We start from the raw sequence: 21,202 nt of genomic DNA on the forward strand, positions 1-21,202 counted from the left end.
CAAGCAGCTGGAGCGCGCCGCTTCGGTCGCAGCTCCGAGAAGCTCGAACGTGCCCAGCAGGCCTTCGCCTTCGAAATCCAGACCGGGCTCGGCGCGATTGAGTCCGAGCTCGAGGCCGCAAGACCGACAGGCGAGCCGCGACGTGCTGCGCGACCGCGCAAGGCGTTCCCGGCGCATCTGGAGCGGGTCGAGATCGTCATCCAGCCCGAGCCATGGGGGAAGAAGCGCTCCCGCAGCCAATCGTCCAGTCCGTCAAACGCGGTCGGCCGCACAGGCTTGCGAAACGGAACAGTCCCGCCCTCGCTTAGATACCGAGGCACCGTGTTGCGAGCGCACCCGAATTCGTTCGCCCGTCGGTTCCCCAGCCAAGCTCATGCAGCGGCAGCATCGCTGCCACCTCTTCAGGCTGAAGGATCTGCTCTCCCTGCATCGTTCTCGACAATGCAGGAATCGCCCAATCCCAATCGCCATCCATGCCTCCTCTCATAACCGAGGGGTCGTCGGCCGACAACTGAGACGTCCGGTGCTCTTAGGCGGGGTAATCATACGAGATGCCTCCTGCAACATCATTTCCCGCATCCATAGGCTTGCCGGATCATTATTGTGAAGCGCAGGCCATTGGACGGCCTCCGTGAATGCGGCAGGAAGTGGCGGCGGAAGTTCGACAATCCGCAGGGGTGTTAATTTTGCGAAATGCTGCGCCAGCCGTAAGGGCATTGTCCCGATGCGGTTGGTGCCTGATAGAAGGGGCGGGATCATGCTAAAGCCCTGTACGACGACCTCGATACGTCTCTCGAAACCGTTCTCGAGCAAATACCATTCCTCGATGGAGGGCTGCCGGGTGTCCCCGAATTTAAGCACAACCTGCCCCATCGACAAGTATCGGTCGAATGTAAGTGGCTCTGACAGCTGCTTGTTCGTGCCGCAGCCTACGCATACGAGTATATCTTCGAACAGGGCTGCGCGAGGATGTTTCGACATGAACACTTCCGGCATAATCAGAAAATCAACGTCGCCGCGCCGGAGAAGCTCCTCGGGGTCGTCGGAAATAAGCAGACATTCGAAGCGGACGGCGGGAGCTTCCCGCGCAGCACGCTTTACGATCTTCTTAAAAAATACGAGCGTGAGGTAATCGGAAAGGATGATGCGGAAGCGACGATCCGATCGGGCCGGGTTAAAGGCGTCCCAGGAAATAATCGACAGCTGGATGTGCAGCAATGCCTCCCGGACTGCTGTGGCGAGCCCCTCCGCGCGCGGTGTCAAAATGAGTTCGCGGCCGTTCATCGTAAATAGCTCATCGCTGAAATAGGCGCGTAACCGACCGACGGCGGCGCTCATGGCCGGCTGACTCAGGTTAATACTGCGGGCCGCGGCGGTGACTTTACGCTCCCTGATCAAAGCGTCCAGCACAACCAGGAGATTTAGATCGAGTCCCTTAAAACGCATGTATTGACCTATCCGACGCGTGGATGGGTATCGCCCAAAGAATCAATTTTACGAATGGTGAGTAGCGTCAACGCATCAGCCGACGACGAAATAGAGCAACCGATAGGAAGAACGGCAAAACCGTGTATATGCAAAGCGCGCCGATATGCAGGCCCATGCTGCCGGCCGGACGGCCAAGCATCGCCGGACGAATGAGGTCAATTGCATGTGCGAGCGGCAACAAGGAGGCGACGTCCTGAAAAGCGCCGGGCAATTGGTTGACCGGAAACATCGCGCCGCAAAGGAACAGCATGGGTGTTATAACAAGCGTATTATAGAATATGAAATATTCATAACTGGGCGCAAGCGCCGTGACGACCATCGCTAGACTCGCGAAGGCGAGGCCACTGAGAGCGATGACTGGCAGCAAGCAGAGGATGGATGGCCACGATGTGTAGCCGAGCGTGGTGGCAACAATAGTGATTGCTGTGCCCGCCATCAGGGCCTTGGTGGCTGCCCACGCCAATTCGCCGAGTAAGATATCGCCGAGCGTCAGCTGAGTGCATAGCATTCCTTCCCAGGTGCGCTGGTTGTCCATGCGGCCGAAACTCCCGTAAACCGTTTCAGCAGTCGCCGATGCCATCGCGCTTGTGGCAACCATGCCAGCCGCGAGAAACGCAATGTACGAAGTGCCCTCAACAGGACCTATCATTGTTCCGATGCCAAAGCCGAGACCGAACAGATAGATCATCGGATCGGCGAGGTTGCCGAGAACCGATGCAAGCCCGATTTTCTTCCATCCAAGATAGTTGCGGCGCCAAACCGCGACCCAATTCCACGCATTGGCGGGCATGCCCGCCGCATAACGTTCGCCCATTGTTCAGTCCTCCATCTCGCGCCCGGTTAGCCGCAAGAACACATCCTCGAGATTGGGGGGACGCTGCAGAAGGCGCAGACCCGCGCGCCCGCGTAGCTGCCCCAGCACCTGCTCCGGATCGGGTGCATAGCAAAAAAGCGTCTCACCGCTCACCTCGATGCGCTGTGCGTACGGCCGGATCAGCGCACCCAGTTCATGCGGATTGCCGCCGTAGACCTCGACCACGTCACAGCCGATCTGCTCGTCAATGAGTGCGGACGGGCGGCCTTCGGCGATCTTGCGCCCCTCCTCCATAACGCACAGCCGATCGCACAGCCGCTCGGCCTCTTCCATGAAATGGGTAGTCAAAAGAATAGTCTTGCCCCGCGCCAGCAGCGATCGCAGCCGTTCCCAGATCAGGTGGCGGGCCTGCGGATCGAGGCCGGTGGTCGGCTCGTCCATCACCAGCAAGTGCGGGTCATTGATCAGCGCACGCGCGAGCGTCAGGCGCCGCTTCATGCCGCCGGACAGTTCGGCGACGCGCGCATCCGCTTTGTTCTCGAGGCGGGCGAACTCAAGCAGCGACGGTATGACCGCTTCGATCTGGCGTCTGCTCATCCGGAAGTAGCGCCCGAACACCAACAGGTTCTCGCGTACAGTGAACGCGGTATCAAGATTGTCGAACTGCGGGACCACGCCGATGCGCATACGTGCCAAACGCGCGCGCGCCGGCACTGGAGCGCCGAGCACAGTAATCTTCCCCGCATCAGGCGATGTCATGCCGAGGACCATACGCGCAATCGTGCTTTTGCCCGCACCGTTCGGTCCCAAGAGCCCGAAGCATTCCCCCGCCGCAACGCGGAACGACAGTCTGTCGACAACGAGCTTGTCATAAGTTTTGCTTACCTCAGTAAGATCGATCGCTACCGTGGACATGGGTTCATTTTACCTAGAGGGTCGCCTCGACCGGCGGTTGCTCGGTTGCCTGCCGGACCTGAAACTGTGACTCGTCTTCGCCATCCCAGCCGTCGATAACGAACTGATCGACATCACAAGGATTTAGCCCCTGTTCCGCCAAAGCGGCGACAATTGCGTCGAGATTATCGATGGTTTGGTAACGCGGATTGTTGTGCCGCTTTTCCTGCTCAACGCAGTCCATCCTCGACAAGGGCGATCGCCCCATCATGGGTCAGCTTGGTACCACAGATGCGCATAGTGTCTCCACGTTAACGGCGATAGATTCGATTCATCAGGAAGCGGAAAGCGGGTTCCGGAAACGGACGAGCAAGCAGTCTTCGTTGACCGACTCGCCCCGACACTCAAGACGCTCTACCTCGAACAACGTTTCGTTCAGCATGGCGATGACCGGCTCAGCACCAGCGGCGTGACCCCAGCGACGGCAATTAGCATCCCTTGCCGATCCGAAGATCAGATGCCCGCCTGGCGCAAGCACCCGCACCAGGTTTTTGACGGCCGCGCGCATCTCGGCTATGTCTTCGAGGTAGTATAGGACCTCCGCCACAACGATCAGGTCAAACAACTCGTCGGTCGAAAACTGTTGAACATCGGAGACTATCCAGTTGATGCGCGGCGGCTCCTTTATCCGTTGACGTGCTCGAGCAATCGCTTGCGCCACGACATCGATGACGGTGAGCCCTTGGCAGTAGGGGGCTAGTTTTTCCGTGAATGCGCCGGCAGCGCACCCGACTTCGAGGGCATTTGTAATGGAGCCTTGGGCAAGCGCCAGCTGGAGCATTTGCGTGTGGCGCTCCCGCTCGAACGGATTGCCGTCGAGGCGCCACGGATCGTCTGCGGCCAATTCCCGATCGAGCAACTGATGATTCATGTTCTGGGTCAAACTCGTCCACCTCTCGTCCACCTAGGTAATCAGCGATCACTCGTCGCCGCAAATGTTGCCCGAAAGCGCTAATCCCGAAGAATCCCGCCCAAGATTGAGCCTGCGAAGCGGAGCCGCATGCGGTGAGAATTCTGCCCTGCTTGATCCAGTGATCGGAGTTTGGGTGGGGGCCTGTTTTCCCCCAGTGTTCGATGTAGCGACAGCAGAGCTTCGCGACAGCCAATCGCTATTGCTCAATGTACACAGCGCGTAGGCCTTTAAGGGAAGTAAGAGAAAGATGTTGATGAACGTGTGCAGGGAAAAGCCCAGAAATCGAAACTGTCGAGCACGAAACGCTACCACGCTGCATCGGACTATGGTCATGGACACAATCATCAGGCCCGTCCACCAAGGCACAGTGCCTGTCAGTGCGAAATGTGCGAGGCCCGTTAGTACCGATAGGGCGAGGAGTAGCGCCCCGAGATTCTGTCCGACCACGTCCAACGTGAGATAGCTATTGAGGCCGGGCAGCAAGCGCAGCCCAAGCAGCGTGTCCCGGAATGTGCTTCGTGCCCAACGGAGTTGTTGGCGCAGATACGGTCCGAGTCTGTTCGGAACGACTGTGGCCGCGATGGCGCTCGGAACGTACTCGGTTCGAAAGCCTGCTTTCAGCATGAGGATAGTGAGGTGGCGATCCTCACCGAAGTCGCTTGGCTTGCCCCGAAAAAATTGCGACTCGTACTGGTCCAGTAACAAAAGGAGCGCAGACCGGCGGTACATGGCACATGGGCCGCAACAGCACATAACGGCACCGAAGCGAGCCTGTGCCGCGCGCTCCTCGTTGCAAGCCAGCCAGTACTCCATGTCTATCAGCCTGGTCAGCCAGCTCTCGCTCCGGTTACTGGCCGTCAACTGACCCATGACTGCGCCGACCGCTGGATCTCGCATCTTCGGTACAAGCTTGGTAATGACGTCGGACGCGAGTATCGTGTCTGAATCAACGTTAAGCACCAAATCCCCGGATGAGCGGCGTATCGCGGCGATCTGTGCCTTGCGCTTTCCAACATTCTCGGGAAGCAAAATGATGTCGAACCTAGGGTCGCGCGCGTAGGTTTCGTGGACAGTTCCTACGGCTTCGCGATTTCCAGAACCGTCATCAACCACATAGACCCGAAGTCTTCCGGCGTATTCTTGGTCTGCAATGGAAGCCAGGCACTCTGAAAGCGTGCGCGGATCCTCGTTGAAGCAGGGGACGATGACATCCACGCTGGGCAGTTGATCGGAGCCGACGAGATCCTCCAACGCCGATGAGTCGTTTGTCGGCAGAGCATAAATCCCCTGCATGCTCTTATAAGTAGTCGAGAGCAGTGCATAAAGCGAAATGGCCACAGTGCTGGTTGTACCAAGAAGAGTCATGGGATCTCGTTTGTTCAGTGATGTTGAGGAAGTGAGCGGATTACAAATCCGCGCTCATGAAGTGCTGGAATCAGACGGGACAGCGCCGTGACCGTCTGGTCGCGCAGACCGGCGTGAGCGCCCTGGCTCAACTCGCCGGGAGGGCATCCGTCGTGCAAGAGTACGATTGCGCCCGGCCGGACAGAGGCGAGCACGGTATCGATAATCGCGTCGACCCCAGGGCGAGACCAATCTCGAGGGTCGACGGACCAATGGAGGGCCGTCAGCCCGGCGATCTGTGACGCTGTGAAGACTTCTTCGCTCCAGGCGCCGTAGGGCGCGCGAATATAGCGCACCGAGGCCTGAGGGCACGCCCTCATGATGGCGCCGTTCGCTTCAAAGATCTCACGTTGCACTTCGCCGAAGCCGCATTTGTACGGATCCGGATGAGTCATCGTGTGGTTGCCTAGCTCGTGCCCTTCTGCAAACATTCGTTGGATTAGATCCGGGTGCTCTAAGGCGTAGGCGCCGATGACGAAGAAAGTCGCCGGCACCCGCTGCTCTGCCAACACATCCAGAATCTCCGGTGTGAAAAGTGGATTGGGACCGTCGTCGAACGTCAGATAAACGCTGCGACGGCCGGTGCCGTCAGAGCACTCACGGCGCACTTCGTATAAGCAATCGGGACGGCTCATAGCTCTGGTCCGTTCCGATCGATCATCGCGCCGGTGGGCCATTCGCTGATCGGTCGTCCAACTGGCAGAACAATGACGAGTGCGTCATCGATGCGTGTGGGCGGCAGGTCGAGGCGCGCCTCTGGTCGGGTGGAGCGCACGCGAATTCCCGACAAAACAGCCAAAGGGCTGTATCGCCGCCCGAACCTCTCAACATGATTCCGCAGCGCGTCCCGGACGGTTCCGAAAGCGAATGGAACGCCAAGCTCCTGCAGTGTTGGAAGCATGACATGGATTGAATGGGCGATTCCGAGGCCCTCAAGATCCGGACGTACCCCGTACAGGCCCAGCTCAGCCACCAATAGATCGACCGCGTCAACCTTGACGAAACGGCGCAGTATGCCCATGTGGGCCGCTACACCGCTCGAATCATAGGCGATTACGCGGAGTTCAGGCCTGGCTCCGGCCCAGCTTCGACTACCTTCGAACGGTTCTGCGTTGCACGCCCCAGTCGGCCCATAGGTATTTCGAAAGAACTTGGCGAGCTCGACATGGTCGGAGAGCTGCAACTCATTTTCCCAGCACAACTTCCACTGCACCTGCGAGCGCATTCAGGATCTCTCTTTCTTATTGGTTTCTTGCGGGCCGCATTACCCGGCCAAAGCGGCGGCGTTGTTTGACTGCACTCAACCGTTGTCGTTAGCGAAGGTGAGCCAGCCGGTCGGGCTCGCAAATGAGCTCTTTCGATGTTCCCGCCCGTGTTGCGGCGCCGTCGATTTGAGCTTGACGTCGGTCATTTACGTTCCTCTAATGCATGGTTCGTAAATTCGTAAAATTGATTGTTTAGATGATACCCATCCACACGCTGGATAGATCAGGACATGCGTTTTAAGGGGCTGGATCTAAATCTCCTCGTTGTGCTGGACGCTCTGATCAGGGAACGTAAAGTCACCGCGGCGGCCCGGAGTATTAACCTGAGCCAGCCGGCCATGAGCGCCGCCGTCGCTCGGTTACGCGCCTATTTCAGCGATGAGCTATTTGCGATGAACGGCCGCGAGCTCATTTTGACACCGCGCGCGGAGGGGCTCGCCCCAGCAGTCCGGGACGCATTGCTGCACATCCAGCTATCGATTATTTCCTGGGACGCCTTTAACCCAGCCCAATCGGATCGTCTCTTCCGAATCATGCTTTCCGATTACCTCACGCTCGTATTTTTTAAGAAGATCGTAGAGCGTACTGCGCGGGAAGCTCCCGCCGTCCGCTTCGAATGTCTGCCTATTTCCGACGACCCCGAGGAGCTTCTCCGGCGCGGCGACGTTCATTTTCTGATTATGCCGGAAGTGTTCATGTCGAAACATCCTCGCGCAGCCCTGTTCGAAGATATGCTCGTATGCGTAGGCTGCGGCACGAACAAGCAGCTGTCAGAGCCACTTACATTCGAGCGATACTTGTCCATGGGGCATGTTGTGCTCAGATTCAGGCACACCCGGCAGCCCACCATGGAGGAATGGTATTTGCTCGAGCACGGTTTCGAGAGACGTATCGAGGTCGTCGTACAGGGCTTTAGCATGATCCCGCCCGTTGTATCAGGCACCAACCGCATCGGGACCATGCCCTTACGGCTGGCGCAGCATTTCGCAAAAACAACACCCCTGCGGATTGTCGGACTTCCGCCGCCACTTCCTCATCCCGCATTCACGGAGGCCGTCCAATGGCCTGCGCTTCACAATACTGATCCGGCAAGCCTGTGGATGCGGGAAATGATGTTGCAGGAGGCATCTCGCCTGGCGCCTTTGCTTGAAACTATTGAGCGTCTCGGGCACGCCGGATCCGACCTTGCCGTTGTTGGTACCGAATTGAATGCCGCCTCCGATTTCGCGTGCGAAGTCCCAGAAGAGATTTAGCCCCACTTAAACACCGGCTGTAAGAATAATGTCATTAATCAGCATGTTAGGCGCGCGCCGGCGCGTGTTACCACTACCTTTTTGGGGGTGATCTCAGGCGAGTTGTTTGTCGAGCTGTGTCGCAGAGCGATGCCAGCTGCCTTCAAGACGTTGCCCACTTTTGCCGTGACGTGGTGGTGACGACGCGACCATCCTTTTCGATGGTGGCTCCTGGAGGCGGTCGCGGAGGAGCGGTTGCCATTCGGGGCAGAGCGGCGCAGTTCCTTGCTGAGTACGAGGGCCAGGAACGAGCAGAACACATGCCCGGTTGGTGCTGAGTTGACTGCCGCCTCCGATTTCGCGTGCGAAGTCCCAGAAGATGTCTAGCCCCACTCAAATGCCAACTTTGCCGGCCTTGCCGCGGCTTTTCACGCGCGGCCAGGCGAGGAGATGCCGGTCGACGAGGTCAATCCCAATGGACTGTGCCGGCCTCGCTCGGCTACTGGCGTGAGGCATCCTTGACGACACCGCCCTGCACCGACAACGTCGAGATGTTGGCAATGAAGCCGGTCGCGATTGACGCTGCGGATGTAGGCAATTTACCTCGCGCTTCCGCCTGAACGCGTGGCCGATCCGTTCACCCAATTGGCGCTTCATCCTGGGCCGCGGCTGAGTCCTTTGGGGTGCGGCTACCCCGCGTGGATGGGATCATCAATCAACTTTCTCTCATTTATGAAAGGAAACTTCCCCGCTTACGATAGAAGCCATCAGTTTCATATATTTTCCGGCAGATGAATGTCGAACGGCAGAAATGTCTGTCCTGGTGTTTCAGCAGTGCCGGTCTCGATAGCCCGCGTCATCAGCGTTATCAGCTCCTGGGAAAGCCGGCGCATTGGCGTGGCGACCGCCATCGTGATGATGTTATCAGCGAGTGCCGCCCGAGATTCCGGCGTGATTTCATTCACGATCGCGACGAGATCGCGACTTTTACCCTCTTCCCGGACCGCGGAGATGGCGCCCTCCATGCCGCCCCCGGCGACATAGAAGCCGACGAGCTCGGGTTCCCGCTGCATGAGATCAAGCGTTGCCTCGTAGGTGACCTGCCGTTTCTCCAGGTTCACAAGCGGATCGAGCACCTCGAACGTCGGCGCGTTCTCACGGCAATAGGAGCGAAAGCCGACGTCACGGAGCTCGTGCCCCTGGAAACGATGGCTACCGACAAACACCGCCACCTTGCCGGGCCGTTTTGCGACCTTGGACACCATCCAAGCGGCCGTGCGCCCCACCTTGCGGTTGTTGAGGCCGATATAGCCCTGTCGCACGCCGGCGGCGAAGTCGGAAAGCAGCGAGAAAACGGGAATGCCTTTGGCCTTGAGGTCCTCAACCGCTGCTGTAATTTTTGGGTGGTCCGGTGCCACCATCGCGATCGCATGGCAGCGTGCGCCCAAATCCTTGAGCGGTGCGATTAGGTCGCTCGGCATATGTGACGGGGCGAATTGGATGAGCGGAATGCCGTGGAAGGACTGGGCCAAATTGACCGACGCTTCGACCTCGCGCGCAAAGTCTTGGTAGAAATGCTGGGCCGGTTTTCTCAAGATGAAGCCCAGACGGTAGCACGGTAGGTCTCGCCGCAAGCGCTGCTTGATGAGCCCGGCAGCGTGATAGCCGATCGCGTGGGCGGCGTCGTGGACCCGCCGCGCGGTCTCCTCGCGCACCGGATGGCGGGCGTTCAGAACCCGATCGACCGTTGCTACGCTGACTCGGGCTTCGCGGGCGAGATCGGCAATTGTGGGGCGCTTGGTCATGGGTCCTATTCTGATTGGTTTTTGACGCAGGCTGGCTCTCTGTCACCTAGCGCGATTCGACAATGGTTTCGGGTGGGCAAAGTGAAGACGCCCGCATACTGAATGATCGACAGCGTATCGGACTACTCCAGACGTAGACCGGCCGGGTATAACGGAAGGTTCATTCGCTTAGGGCGGCGACGATTTGCACTCACACATTTAGCGCTTCTGATACATGGTCCGTGAGGCGCCGTTTAGAGGCTGCGAGTCGATCGTTCAGGTCATGTGACCAGCTTGGCGAAACCGGTCGCGGTGCGTCGCCCTTACTCGGCGGAGGATAGCCGGTTTGATGCCTCGGCAAGCTGATGACCGCAGAAGGCGGCTTTCATCTGCGCTCGGTCCAATTCTCCTTCCCAGCGGGCAACGACGAGGGATGCCACTGCGTTGCCGACGCAATTCGTCAGCGCCCGGCATTCGGACATGAAGCGGTCGATGCCGAGTATCAGTGCCATCCCAGCAACGGGAACACTCGGAACTACGGCGAGCGTAGCAGCCAGGGTGATGAAGCCCGCACCTGTTACACCTGCAGCGCCCTTGGAGGAAAGCATCGCAACGAGCAGCAGCAGCACCTGATCGCCGATTGACAGATCCGTGTTCGTCGCCTGCGCGATGAAGAGGGCCGCCAGGGTCATGTAGATATTCGTGCCGTCCAGATTGAACGAATATCCGGCCGGGATGACGAGACCCACAACCGAACGCCTGGCGCCCGCCTTCTCCATCTTCTGCATGAGCGAGGGGAGCGCGGCCTCCGAGGAGGACGTTGCGAGGACAAGCAGCAGCTCTTCCTTGATGTAGCGAATAAGAGAACAGATCGAAAAGCCGTTGTAGCGGCAGACCGCGCCGAGAACCCCGAACACGAAGAGGAAGGCGGTTAAATAAAACGTCGCGACCAGCATCGCGAGGTTGACGACCGAACCGATGCCATATCTACCGATGGTGAAGGCCATTGCGCCGAAAGCGCCGATCGGCGCGGCTTTCATCAGAATGCCGACGAGCTTGAAGACAGGCGCGATGAGCGCCTGAAGGAAGGAAACGACAGGCTTGCCCGTCTCTCCGGCCATCGCGAGCGCCATGCCGAACAGAACCGAGAAGAACAGCACCTGCAGGATGTCGCCTTCCGCGAAGGCACCGACAATCGTTGGCGGGATGATGTTCATCAGGAAGCCGGTGACCGACTGCTCGTGGGCCTTTGCGGCATAGGTATTCACGGCCTGGACATCGAGCGAGGCCGGATCGATGTTGAGGCCGGCGCCAGGCTGGACGACATTGGCGACGATGAGGCCGACGATCAGCGCCAGCGTCGAGAAGGTGAGGAAATAGACCATTGCCTTGCCGGCGACCCGGCCGACCTTGTGAAGATCGTTCATGCCGGCAATGCCGGTCGCAATTGTCAGGAAGATGACAGGCGCGATGATCATCTTGACCAGCTTGATGAAGGCATCACCCAGCGGCTTCAGGCTCTCGCCGGTTCCCGGATAGAAATAGCCAATTGCGACGCCGAGGGCGATGGCGGCAAGCACCTGCGCGTAAAGCTTGGCATAGAAGGGTTTGCGGGGCGCGGGACTCGCGCCGCGGACTTGTGCAGCTGACACTGTTTCTCTCTCCCTGACCGGATCAAGGTGGCGTGACTTCTCCCGGGCTTCTCCCTATCGCGGCGCTCCGGTCGAACGCTGCACCAACGCCGCCGCAATACCCATGCCAAATGGATCCGCATGACCTGTGACGTTGGGCTCGCCAATGATGGGATGAATGCGGTGGCACAAGACGGGAATGACAAGGCCGCCGTCCAGCACGCGCTTGATGTTCTCCGGCAGATTGCCGGTCGATCTCTCTGGCTTGCGGTTTTGCTGCACATCGTGGTGGGCTCCTCGGTTTGCCGACTTTGGGAAGGGCCGCATCGCTGGCACCAGAGCGGAGAATTGCCGTGTTCTTTGCCGCGCTGCCGCTGCAGCGACAGCTTGAAAGCGACGTCGAGACGTAGGGATTGACGCCGCTGGTGCTGACCGCGACGATGCGGTTCAGAAGTTCCGAGCACCGCCGAGAAAGCCGCGCTCGACCGCCAGCTTCGCGCCTTCACACGCGACGCCGCCGCCTTATCTGCGTCATCAATATCGAGGAAATGGCGGTTGCCGCGACCGACCAGTGTCGTCGGCATTGATTATCGCTCCCGCCCCTGGTTTGCAGGCGCTGGTCAATGGCACGGCCCGGCATTTTATACTCGGCGCGGTCAGCCGCTCGGGCACCGCATCGCCGGCGCCGTATTTCTGTCGTTCAACATCGCCGACAAAAATTAGAACTGATGAATTCTATCATAGGCCGCGAGGTTTCCTTTCACGAATGAAAGAAAGCTCGATTGACTATCCCGCCTCGCTCCAGTCTTTTGAAAATCAACGTGTGGTTGCCCCCGTGCAAGCCGAGAACGTGGCCAAGCTTCGTGGAGGGAGAGCCAAGCGATGCGTCAGGGGTCGACCCGCTTTGCACTCGACCACACGGCGGTGGCACGAGTTCACGTCAGAGCATTTTCGCGCTTGCCCGCGACGTCGCGGGCGCACATGCCGCCGGCATGCATTTCACGGCGCGAGATCGAGGATCACATGCACCACAACATTCCCAAATCAGAACAAAATGCCAGCGAGTGCCGCATTTCGCTTCCGGATGCGAAAAGGGGCTACCCAAAGTCCGAGACGAACACCGCGGTCCCTTTTGTGCCATCGCACGAGCACGCGCTTATCGGCATCTTCGAAATATCGAAAGTACTCACCGACCCGGCCCGGCTCGAAGTCACGTTGGCCAAGGTCGTCGATCTCCTGCCCTCGTTTGTGCAGATGCGGCACGGCATCATCGCTCTCTTCGACGCTGAGGGCGTACTGGACATCACCGTAGTCACCGGCTGCGACGAGAACAGCGATGAGCGCTCCCGGATGCGCCTGCCGCGCAAGGCAATCGATCTGATTGTGACGACGGACACGCCGCTCGTCGCCGAGAACATAGCGGTGCATTCGGCCTTCACTGCCGCTGACATAGAGGTGCTTGGGGCCTCCGACACCGTGTCCTTCATCGGCGTTCCCATTCGTGTTGATGGGAACGCCGTAGGCACGCTGACTATCGACCGCGCCTTGGACAGCAGGTCAACGTATCGGCTCGATTATGATGTCCGGCTGCTCACCATGATAGCCAACATGGTGGGACAGACAGTCAAGTTGCACCGCTTCTCCGCGGGCGACCGCGAACGACCGACGGAGGTGGAAGATCGGCTGCAAACGCAATTCTCTGATGTCAAGCACCCTGCACCGCAGCGCAAGAAGGTTCACGTCAAGGGAATGATTGGCGATAGTCCGGCGCTAAGCGCGCTGCTCGAGAAGATCGCAGTGGTAGCTAAGGCAAAGACCACGGTTCTGTTGCGAGGCGAATCCGGTACCGGGAAGGAGCTGGTTGCCAAGGCAATTCACGAGTTGTCGCCGCGCGCCAAGCGGCCCTTCATCAAACTCAATTGTGCAGCGCTGCCAGAGACAGTCCTGGAATCCGAATTGTTCGGTCATGAGAAGGGTGCCTTCACAAGCGCGTTCAATTCCCGCAAGGGTCGCTTTGAGCTCGCCGACAAGGGGACGTTGTTTCTGGATGAGATCGGCGAGATCTCGGCCTCCTTCCAGGCAAAGCTACTGCGCGTGCTGCAGGAGCAGGAGTTTGAGCGCGTCGGCAGCAACCAGACCATCAAGGTCGACGTTCGCGTGATTGCCGCCACGAACAGGAACCTTGAAGAGGCGGTTGCAAGGAATGAGTTCCGCGCCGACCTATATTATCGCATCAACGTGGTTCCCTTGCTGGTGCCGGCGTTACGCCAAAGGCGCAGCGATATTCCGCTCCTCGCAGCTGAGTTTCTCAAGAATTTCAACGATGAGAACGGCCGTACGCTGACCTTCGATCCGCGTGCGATTGAAGTACTGATGAAATGTGAATTTCCCGGCAACATTCGCGAGCTTGAAAATTGCGTGCACCGGACAGCGATCCTGGCGGAGGGACTATCAATCGGGAGAAACGACTTTGCGTGCTCCCACGACCAATGCTTTGCTGAGGCGCTGCGGAAGAGCAGATCGGGCAAGGCCGCGCTGCAACCAGCGCCAATCCTGCCAGAGGCAGTGAATCCGGCCACGCCGCCGGATGCGGCCGCTCGTTCGGCCGCCACCACAGTCCCGCCTGCCGGAGCAACCCACTCATTGGGCGCGAGGACCACCGACGCCGAGCGCGTCATTGCTGCCATGGAAAGATGTGGCTGGGTGCAGGCAAAGGCGGCGCGCCTGCTTGGACTGACCCCGCGCCAGATTGGCTACGTGCTGAGGAAATACGGCATCGAGGTCAAGCGTCTGTGAAAGCATGACTCAGGCGGATTAGCTGAGACCGCTTAGCGGCTTGGCCCGCGCAGGGATGCAGATCCGCGTCCGCGTCAAGTCGATCCGACCGAGGACAGCCTGGCCGAATTCCCGTGGCAGCCGGCGTTGCGACCATCTTGTGAAAGGCGACGCTGCCATCGTCAATCCGTCCGCCATGTTGCTCTCGTTGCGAGCTCATACGGATGCCCCTGTGCGACTGAAACGGAGATAAAATATGTCCGATGCAAAACTGCAAGCTGTGCTTTCGTCTCTTCCGCAAGGGACGCGACAGTTAGATGCTCTGCCGTCCAACGGACCAGCGCCGGACAAAAGTTTTGTCAAGCTGAATACGAATGAGAACCCGTTTCCGTTGCCGCCAATCATAATGCAAAGTGCAGTGGCGGCCCTCAATCGCCAGTATCTGTATCCGGACGACGATAACATCAGCTTGAGGGAAGCAGCGTCCAGTACCTATGGCGTATCCACGGATCAGGTCATCGCAGGCAACGGGTCGTCTGAACTGCTCGGACTCATCTACAGAGCTTTCCTCGCCCCTGGCGACAAGGTGGCGATGATATCGCCAGGGTTTTCGTTCAACCGCAAACTTGCCATGTTGCATGGTGCTGAGTTTCTCGAGATCGGATGTCAAACTCATTCGCTGCCAATGGAGCAATTGCTTTCCGGTCCGGCAAAAGACGCCAAGTTCATTCTGGTGGCCAATCCAAACAATCCGACCGGAACATTCCTCTCGATAAGCAATATCGAACGCCTCGTGGCACAATCGGATCGCCTGGTCGTCCTTGATGAGGCCTACGTCGACTTTGCACCCGATCACGGGCTGCGCCTCATCAACCGTTATTCGAACCTTCTGATCTTGAGAACATTTTCGAAGAGCTATGCCGCCGCCGGCATTCGCGTCGGTTTCGGTTTCGGTCACCCTGAGATTATTGGCAGGCTGCGCAACATCCAGAACGTCTTCAACATGAACGTGATCGGGCATGCGGTTGGTATCAGCGTGCTTGCGCATCGCGGCGCCTACGCAGAGAACCACAAGCACATCAGACATGAACGACAGCGAGTGACAGCCGCACTGTCGCAACTTGGATTTTCCGTAACGCCCTCCCACGCAAATTTCTTGCTAGCCCGTGTGCCAGCGGGACAGGACGGCTCATGGTGGCAAGCAGCCTTGGAAAGGCAAAAGATACTCGTTGCCTACTTTCCGGACAATGGTTTGGAACATTGCATCCGCGTCAGCATCGGCACAAAAGAGCAATTGGATGCATTTCTTGCTGCCGCTCGCGATATAGTTGGAAGCTTAAACATACCAGGCACCACGGGCAGGGGAGCGTCAGGCTCTGCTCGTTCGGTACGCTGACGCTAATCCGATATCACACATTGCTATCTTTAGACTTGCTTGGTCACCCAAGCACGACAACATTTTTCTTTAAAATCGGGGACAATCGAGTGACAAACGTCTTTCCTTCAAACCTAGCCTTCGGCATCTTCGATCATCTGGACGAGGACGGCCTCGATATCGCCCGGCAGTACGAAGATCGCCTGATATTAGCAGAGGCGTGCGATCAGCTAGGGTTCTATGCCTATCATCTCGCCGAGCACCACTGTACCCCCCATGGGAGAGGTCCATCGCCGAATCTGTTCTTATCGAGCGTCGCCCAGCGCACCCGGCGCCTGCGTCTCGGACCCTTGGTGATGCTGCTTGCGCTTTATCATCCGCTGCGTGCGTTCGAAGAGATCTGTATGCTGGACCAGTTGAGCGGTGGCAGGCTCGAACTGGGCATAGGGCGCGGTGCTCTCCCGATCGAATTGGGTTACTTCGGGATTGGTGCGGACGCGGTGCCGGGCCGCTATGCGGAAGCCAGCGAAATTCTTGTTGAAATACTTGTTAATGCCATGAAGGTTGGCACGCTGTGCTATCAAGGCCGCCATTTTGAGCTCAATGACGTTCCTTTGACGCTAAGACCTCATCAGCGTCCACATCCGCCGACATGGGTCGCCGCCAATCGACCCGAGTCCGCAGCCTGGGCCGCTGCGAATGGAGCAAATATCGCGTGTGTAGGACCTTCCTCTTCTGTCCGCAAAACTACTGATGCGTTCCGCGCCTATCAAGAGGACAACGCTGGCGCGGGCGATCGAGCGCCATTTATTGGATTGCTCCGCATGGTCGTGGTTGGGCGTTGTGACACACATGCCTATTCGCTCGCGGCACCTGCTTACGAACGATGGCTCAAGAGCTTCCAATTCCTTTACGAGCTTAACACTATCCCCACTCCACCCAACCTGCCGCTGACCTTCGATGCGGCAGTCGAGAGTGAATTGTGCGTGGTAGGATCAGCAGCGTCTGTGCGAGAAGCTCTGCTCAGTCAGTTGGAAGAGGCAGGTGCTAACTACCTTCTTTGTCAACTGGCATTTGGGAATCTGCCGCTAGATGCTTCCCTATACACCGCGACGACCATTCAATCCGAAATCATGGCTCGACTTGGCTGACCATGAAATTCGCGGTCTGATCCGAAGGTAAATCGTTGTAACAGCGCTCCCTCACATTGCTCGAGCGTGCACGTGGTGGGGATTGGGAAATCGTGAGGGAGGCCAAACTGACGACGAGCCGGCGGCACAGATTACCAGGTTTGTGCGTTGGCCGGCATCTGGGCACGGTGTGAGACTGCACGATCCTAAGGAGATGATGGCCGAGCGCGTCACGATGCCGGCACGCATCTGCTCGTCGCGCTCGCGCTAGTCGTTGCCCATAGCCCGCCGCAAGAGGTTCTTCTCGACCGTGGCGGCGCCGGTGGCGGCTCCCGCATCCAGCTTCATCAGCGGCTCGGCGGTAGCAAAGCCGTCACTCGCTACGGCGCTGTTGAGGGCGCGCTCGCGAGCGGCTTTGCTACGCCGAGCGACACCACCTGGAGCGAGTTCGCCCGATGTCGCGGCGTGCACCGCGGTCGGATAACGACGCTGGAGGAAATCGTTCGCAGCCGGTCTTCACGATCCGCGCGAGTGCTTTGCATGAATGCTGCCTGCTTCCTCGTCTGCGGCGGCCTGAGTGTCCGCCGGCACGCCCGAGGTCAATGTCAGTACCACAAGGCCGCCAAGACGTCAGGTCTGGGAGCCGGCTTGTACGGTCGTATCGTGTTCTGGAATATCGTCAAAGGAGGCGTAGTTGAGATTGTAGAGTTTGGAATACAGGCCCCCCATGGCTAATAGCTGATCGTGGTTGCCAGTCGCAATAACTTGGCCATTCTGAAGCACGATGATGCGGTCGGCACCCCGGATCGTGGCAAGACGGTGGGCGATGACGAGGCCAGTGCGCCCTTCAAGCAGCTTTATCAGAGCCTTCTGAATCTGCATTTCCGTGTAGCTGTCGATGTTGGCGGTAGCTTCGTCGAGCACGAGGATCTTGGCGTCGGCGACGAGGGCGCGGGCGAAACTGATAAGCTGGCGCTGGCCGAGAGATAAGTTGTCGCCGCGTTCGCCAAGTTGGGTCTCATACCCGTCGGCGAGGCTCATTATGAAGTCGTGGGCGCCGACCGCCTTGGCGGCCTCGATCACCTTGTCCCGCGTGGCTTCCGTCTTGTGGTATCGAATGTTCTCGAAGACCGTCCCGGTGAACAGGAACGGCTCCTGCAGCACCATGGCGACCTGGCGGCCGAGCGATTCCTGGGTGAGATCGCGCACATCATGTCCGCCGACCAGCACTTGGCCCTGCTGAACATCATAGAAGCGGTGGACCAGGGCCATCGCGCTCGATTTGCCAGAACCGCTCGGCCCGACCAGTGCGACCGTCTCGCCGGGATTGACCCGGAAGGATACATTTTTCAGCACCGAACGGTTCGGATTGTAGCCGAAGGTGACGTCCCTGAACTCGACCGAGCCGTCCATTTCGGGCGAAAGCACCTCGGCATTGGGTTTGTCCTGAATATCGATCTTGACGTCGAGCACATCGGTCAGGCGCTTGCCTGAGGCCATGGCGCGCTGCATGACCGAATATTGCAGGGTGAGTGAGCGGATCGGGTCAAAGAAGCGCTGGATGTAAAATAGGTAGGCAACCAATACGCCCACATCTATGCGGCCATTCATGACCATCGAGCCGCCGACCACAATAACGGCGGCCATGGCGAGGCCGGTGAGGCCATCGACGATAGGCACCATGACCAGTGCATATTTGGCAGCGATCAGGTGGGTCCTGAGGTTGGCATGGGCCTTGTCGTCAAAAAGAATGGAATTCACCTGCTGGCGGTCCATGGACTGGACGGTGCGCACGCCGTGAATGGCTTCGGCCAGCGCGCCGTTGACGACGGAATTAGTCTCGTGTGCAGCCATGAAGGCGGCGCGGGCACGCGGCAGCCAGACAATGCGGACGATCACCAGGACCGGCAGAACCGAGAGCGTCAGGAGGCCGAGGCGGAAGTCGAGCCACAGCATTACGAAAACGATGCCGAAGAGAAGCGCAACATCGCCTACGGAATATACCGAGGTTTCGAGGAATTCCTGTATGGAGTTGACGTCGCCTTGCAGGCGCGACATGAGGCGTCCGACCTCGGTCTTGTCCATGAAGGAGAGCGAAACCTTCTGCAGATGGCCAAACATGGCGCGGCGGATGTCGAACAGGACAGTTTCGGCCACTTTCCCAACCACGGTTTCCTGCATGTAGCCGGCAGCGAAATTGACCAAAATCGCCAAAACGAACGCGCCGACGGCCGCAAGCTGGGCTGAGCGATCGGTCCTTGCCGGGTTCATGCCCTGGTCGATCGCGTAGCGGATGATCAACGGGATGAGAAGCTGCGTCCCGGTGAAGATCAGCATTGCTGCAATGGTGATGACTACCCTGGCCCGATAGGGACGGACGAAGGTCCAGATGCGCCGGAGGATGCTCTTGTCGAAAGCCCGGCCGAACATCTCCTCCTCGATGCGGTGCGAGCCGACAACGGCGCGCGGAGGGCGTCTGCCGTCGTCACGTTCGGCTTCGAGTTCGCCGGCGCGGCCCTGCGCCATCAGCGGGCGCCCCCATACTGGGTCATAATGTCATCACCCGGGCGCGTCTGGAGATCGTAAAGGGCCCTGTAGCGTCCCCGCTTCGCCAAAAGCTCTTGATGCGTGCCGCGTTCTACGATTTCGCCGTTATCGACAAAAAGGATCTGATCGGCGTGCATAAGCGCACTCAGCCGGTGCGCGATGATGATCGTCACCCGACCCTTGGCGAAGCGCCGCATCGCCGCGCGGATGCGCTGCTCGGTGCCGGCATCGATCGCCGCCGTTGAGTCGTCGAAAACGACGACGGAGGGGCGCAGCATCATGGTGCGAGCAATCGTGAGACGCTGGCGCTGGCCGCCAGAGAGAGAGACGCCGCGTTCGCCCACGACCGTCTCGTAGCCTGCTGGGAGCCCGAGGATGTAGTTGTGGAGCTGGGCGAATTCGCCAGCGCGTTCTATTCGCTGTCTCTTCGCCCAGGGATCGCCATAAGCGATGTTGTTCTCGATCGTGGTGGTGAATAGGAATGCATCCTGCTGTACGACGGCGACCGCCTTGCGAAGCGTCGCGAGGGTGACATTACGTATGTCCTGGCCGTCCAGCGTGATGGCGCCACCAGTCACGTCGTAAAAGCGGGGGACCAGATGAGCCATCGTCGATTTGCCCGAACCCGGCGGACCGACGATCGCGATCGTCTCGCCTCTACGGGCCTCAAAGCTGAGGTTCTTCAAAATGGCGCAGTTTTCGGCGCTGGGGTACGCAAACGAGACATTGTGGAAGCGCAGAGTGCCGTCGCTTATCTCGAGCGGTCTGGCCTCGAGAGCATCCCTGATTGTGATCGCCTGGTCGAGGAGACCGAAAAGCCGCGAACCGCAGCTAGAAGCGCGGGCAAAGGCATTGACCATGAGGCCGACCTGGCGGACTGGCATTTGCAGGATTGTCATGAAGGTCAGGAAGGTCGCCACTGTTCCGACGCTGATCTCGCCAGCGACGAGCCTGCTGCCACCGATCCAGAGCACCAATCCCATTGCGAAAAAGAAGGACAAGGTCATCGCCGACGTGCTGGGCACGTAGATGTCAACTCGGTCGTGGGCGAGGTCGAGCGCGTTCTTGGAAGCGCCGTCGAACTTCAGCATCTCATAGGCTTGAGCCGCAAAAGCGCGGACCACGCGGATGCCTGCGAGATTTTCCTCCATCACGCGGCTTAGTACCGAAAGCCGCTCATGCAGGTCGAGCCAGGTGGCGCGCAGCCTAAGCTGTGTGGCCGATGAGCGCCAGGCGACAAAAGGCACGAAGCTCAGCGCGACCAGGCCGAGCATGGGATCGGTCGAGATCATCATGTAGGCGCCGATCCCGATCAGCATGGTGAGCAGGAGCACGCGAACGAGCGCGGTGGAAAAATACATCCGCACGCCTTGGAGATCGAGCATTCCGATGGTGATCAGATCGCCTGAATGGACCCGGTCGTGAAAGGAAAAGCTGAGACGCTGGATCTTGTCGTAGTAGGCGAGCCGCAGTTCGTACGCGAGATGATGCCCGACGGCTTCGGCAAAATAGTTCTGCGCCATCGTGAAAAGGCCGCGTAGCGCGCTGACGGCGAGCAGCAGGAGAGCCGGGGTCCAGAGCGCTTGTCCTGCCGCGGTCCCCGCGACACCGCCCCCAATGGCTGTCTGGGTCTGGTCGACAGCCCGGCCGAGAAGCTGGGGAATGAGCAACTGGAGGATTGCCGCCATAATCGTCGAGCCCATAGCGAAGGCGACCTGCCAGGGATGCCGCAAATTCATACGCGTGATGCGCAACAGCGTACTCAAATCCCGGCCCCAGCGCGCCGCTTCCACATCGGTCAACGAATTCAGAGCGTTCGTTGCGCTGTCGATAGCATCACTGCTCACGGGTGTATTCCCGACTGCATTTTTCGCCTTCGAGGCAAGCCGA

General features: G+C 59.0%; 18 protein-coding genes and 4 pseudogenes. 6 read left to right on the forward strand and 16 right to left on the reverse strand.

Translation table 11 applies throughout. The annotated features are described in order from the left end of the window. Positions 1-24: 24 nt before the first annotated feature. Positions 25-183 (forward strand): annotated as a pseudogene (locus tag NKJ73_RS22285) (IS66 family transposase); the annotation flags it as partial. A gap of 29 nt (positions 184-212) precedes the next feature. On the opposite strand, the pseudogene NKJ73_RS22290 reads toward NKJ73_RS22285, so the two are convergent. From NKJ73_RS22290 to NKJ73_RS22330, 9 genes and pseudogenes are all read right to left on the reverse strand, one after another. After that, positions 213-475: pseudogene (locus NKJ73_RS22290) on the reverse strand (hypothetical protein); the annotation flags it as partial. An 8-nt stretch (positions 476-483) separates the two neighbouring features. Next, a complete protein-coding gene (locus NKJ73_RS22295) occupies positions 484-1,446 on the reverse strand; it encodes a LysR family transcriptional regulator (RefSeq protein ID WP_023678269.1) in 963 nt (320 codons plus the stop codon). Between the two features lie 67 nt (positions 1,447-1,513). Continuing rightward, positions 1,514-2,302: an ABC transporter permease gene (locus NKJ73_RS22300; protein WP_352571045.1), complete on the reverse strand. Its 789-nt coding sequence runs from the start codon at positions 2,300-2,302 to the stop codon at positions 1,514-1,516. Positions 2,303-2,305: 3 nt separating this feature from the next. Next, complete coding sequence (gene nodI, locus NKJ73_RS22305) at positions 2,306-3,217, reverse strand: nodulation factor ABC transporter ATP-binding protein NodI (protein WP_352571046.1); 912 nt, start codon at positions 3,215-3,217, stop codon at positions 2,306-2,308. Positions 3,218-3,272: 55 nt separating this feature from the next. Further along, positions 3,273-3,495, reverse strand: a pseudogene (locus NKJ73_RS22310) (carbamoyltransferase N-terminal domain-containing protein); the annotation flags it as partial. 35 nt (positions 3,496-3,530) lie between these two features. After that, complete coding sequence (gene nodS, locus NKJ73_RS22315; RefSeq protein WP_352571126.1) at positions 3,531-4,127, reverse strand: nodulation methyltransferase NodS; 597 nt, start codon at positions 4,125-4,127, stop codon at positions 3,531-3,533. Between the two features lie 48 nt (positions 4,128-4,175). Then, positions 4,176-5,534: a chitooligosaccharide synthase NodC gene (gene nodC, locus NKJ73_RS22320; RefSeq protein WP_352571047.1), complete on the reverse strand. Its 1,359-nt coding sequence runs from the start codon at positions 5,532-5,534 to the stop codon at positions 4,176-4,178. A gap of 14 nt (positions 5,535-5,548) precedes the next feature. Next, positions 5,549-6,208 carry a chitooligosaccharide deacetylase NodB gene (nodB, locus tag NKJ73_RS22325; RefSeq protein ID WP_023678263.1) on the reverse strand — a complete coding sequence of 220 codons (660 nt, stop codon included), beginning with the start codon at positions 6,206-6,208 and terminating at the stop codon, positions 5,549-5,551. Continuing rightward, positions 6,205-6,798, reverse strand: coding sequence for a NodA family N-acyltransferase (locus NKJ73_RS22330; protein WP_023678262.1), 594 nt, complete (start codon positions 6,796-6,798; stop codon positions 6,205-6,207). Before NKJ73_RS22330 ends, nodB begins: the two co-directional genes overlap by 4 nt. 270 nt (positions 6,799-7,068) lie before the next feature. On the opposite strand from NKJ73_RS22330, the gene NKJ73_RS22335 reads away from it, so the two are divergent. After that, positions 7,069-8,091: a LysR family transcriptional regulator gene (locus tag NKJ73_RS22335; protein ID WP_352571048.1), complete on the forward strand. Its 1,023-nt coding sequence runs from the start codon at positions 7,069-7,071 to the stop codon at positions 8,089-8,091. Positions 8,092-8,184: 93 nt separating this feature from the next. Here the strand turns inward: NKJ73_RS22335 and NKJ73_RS34310 are convergent. The 4 genes and pseudogenes from NKJ73_RS34310 to NKJ73_RS22350 all read right to left on the reverse strand — a co-directional run. Then, positions 8,185-8,429: pseudogene (locus NKJ73_RS34310) on the reverse strand (IS1634 family transposase); the annotation flags it as partial. A 414-nt stretch (positions 8,430-8,843) separates the two neighbouring features. Next, positions 8,844-9,875: a LacI family DNA-binding transcriptional regulator gene (locus NKJ73_RS22340; RefSeq protein WP_023678260.1), complete on the reverse strand. Its 1,032-nt coding sequence runs from the start codon at positions 9,873-9,875 to the stop codon at positions 8,844-8,846. Between the two features lie 302 nt (positions 9,876-10,177). Further along, positions 10,178-11,506 (reverse strand): dicarboxylate/amino acid:cation symporter, encoded by a 1,329-nt coding sequence (locus NKJ73_RS22345; RefSeq protein ID WP_352571049.1) that lies wholly within the window; start codon positions 11,504-11,506, stop codon positions 10,178-10,180. A gap of 54 nt (positions 11,507-11,560) precedes the next feature. Next, a complete protein-coding gene (locus NKJ73_RS22350; RefSeq protein ID WP_352571050.1) occupies positions 11,561-11,767 on the reverse strand; it encodes a hypothetical protein in 207 nt (68 codons plus the stop codon). A gap of 273 nt (positions 11,768-12,040) precedes the next feature. Here NKJ73_RS22350 and NKJ73_RS22355 point away from each other — a divergent pair, with 273 nt between their 5' ends. From NKJ73_RS22355 to NKJ73_RS22370, 4 genes are all read left to right on the forward strand, one after another. Continuing rightward, on the forward strand, positions 12,041-12,208 hold the full coding sequence (locus tag NKJ73_RS22355) for a hypothetical protein (RefSeq protein WP_352571051.1): 168 nt from the start codon (positions 12,041-12,043) through the stop codon (positions 12,206-12,208). Positions 12,209-12,508: 300 nt separating this feature from the next. Beyond that, positions 12,509-14,281: a nif-specific transcriptional activator NifA gene (gene nifA, locus NKJ73_RS22360; RefSeq protein ID WP_352571127.1), complete on the forward strand. Its 1,773-nt coding sequence runs from the start codon at positions 12,509-12,511 to the stop codon at positions 14,279-14,281. Positions 14,282-14,516: 235 nt separating this feature from the next. Then, a complete protein-coding gene (hisC, locus tag NKJ73_RS22365) occupies positions 14,517-15,656 on the forward strand; it encodes a histidinol-phosphate transaminase (protein WP_352571052.1) in 1,140 nt (379 codons plus the stop codon). 89 nt (positions 15,657-15,745) lie between these two features. After that, positions 15,746-16,786, forward strand: coding sequence for an LLM class flavin-dependent oxidoreductase (locus NKJ73_RS22370; protein WP_352571053.1), 1,041 nt, complete (start codon positions 15,746-15,748; stop codon positions 16,784-16,786). A 246-nt stretch (positions 16,787-17,032) separates the two neighbouring features. Here NKJ73_RS22370 and NKJ73_RS22375 read toward each other — a convergent pair whose 3' ends face one another. The 3 genes from NKJ73_RS22375 to NKJ73_RS22385 all read right to left on the reverse strand — a co-directional run bounded on the left by NKJ73_RS22375 (position 17,033) and on the right by NKJ73_RS22385 (position 21,159). Next, positions 17,033-17,236, reverse strand: a complete 204-nt coding sequence (locus NKJ73_RS22375; protein ID WP_352571055.1) for a hypothetical protein — start codon at positions 17,234-17,236, stop codon at positions 17,033-17,035. Between the two features lie 159 nt (positions 17,237-17,395). Continuing rightward, positions 17,396-19,291, reverse strand: a complete 1,896-nt coding sequence (locus tag NKJ73_RS22380; RefSeq protein WP_352571056.1) for an ABC transporter ATP-binding protein — start codon at positions 19,289-19,291, stop codon at positions 17,396-17,398. Continuing rightward, the gene (locus tag NKJ73_RS22385) at positions 19,291-21,159 is read right to left on the reverse strand and encodes an ABC transporter ATP-binding protein (RefSeq protein ID WP_352571128.1); all 1,869 of its coding nucleotides are present in this window, start codon (positions 21,157-21,159) and stop codon (positions 19,291-19,293) included. Before NKJ73_RS22385 ends, NKJ73_RS22380 begins: the two co-directional genes overlap by 1 nt. Positions 21,160-21,202 lie beyond the last annotated feature (43 nt).

It is taken from the genome of Mesorhizobium sp. M0074 (assembly GCF_040322975.1).
Taxonomy (GTDB): domain Bacteria; phylum Pseudomonadota; class Alphaproteobacteria; order Rhizobiales; family Rhizobiaceae; genus Mesorhizobium.

Excerpts from the sequence above, each read along its gene's own strand:
- NKJ73_RS22295 (WP_023678269.1), bottom strand. The coding sequence starts at position 1,446 with ATGCGTTTTAAGGGACTCGATCTAAATCTCCTGGTTGTGCTGGACGCT.
- NKJ73_RS22300 (WP_352571045.1), bottom strand. The coding sequence starts at position 2,302 with ATGGGCGAACGTTATGCGGCGGGCATGCCCGCCAATGCGTGGAATTGG.
- nodI (WP_352571046.1), bottom strand. The coding sequence starts at position 3,217 with ATGTCCACGGTAGCGATCGATCTTACTGAGGTAAGCAAAACTTATGAC.
- nodS (WP_352571126.1), bottom strand. The coding sequence starts at position 4,127 with ATGAATCATCAGTTGCTCGATCGGGAATTGGCCGCAGACGATCCGTGG.
- nodC (WP_352571047.1), bottom strand. The coding sequence starts at position 5,534 with ATGACTCTTCTTGGTACAACCAGCACTGTGGCCATTTCGCTTTATGCA.
- nodB (WP_023678263.1), bottom strand. The coding sequence starts at position 6,208 with ATGAGCCGTCCCGATTGCTTATACGAAGTGCGCCGTGAGTGCTCTGAC.
- NKJ73_RS22330 (WP_023678262.1), bottom strand. The coding sequence starts at position 6,798 with ATGCGCTCGCAGGTGCAGTGGAAGTTGTGCTGGGAAAATGAGTTGCAG.
- NKJ73_RS22335 (WP_352571048.1), top strand. The coding sequence starts at position 7,069 with ATGCGTTTTAAGGGGCTGGATCTAAATCTCCTCGTTGTGCTGGACGCT.
- NKJ73_RS22340 (WP_023678260.1), bottom strand. The coding sequence starts at position 9,875 with ATGACCAAGCGCCCCACAATTGCCGATCTCGCCCGCGAAGCCCGAGTC.
- nifA (WP_352571127.1), top strand. The coding sequence starts at position 12,509 with ATGCACCACAACATTCCCAAATCAGAACAAAATGCCAGCGAGTGCCGC.
- hisC (WP_352571052.1), top strand. The coding sequence starts at position 14,517 with ATGTCCGATGCAAAACTGCAAGCTGTGCTTTCGTCTCTTCCGCAAGGG.
- NKJ73_RS22380 (WP_352571056.1), bottom strand. The coding sequence starts at position 19,291 with ATGGCGCAGGGCCGCGCCGGCGAACTCGAAGCCGAACGTGACGACGGC.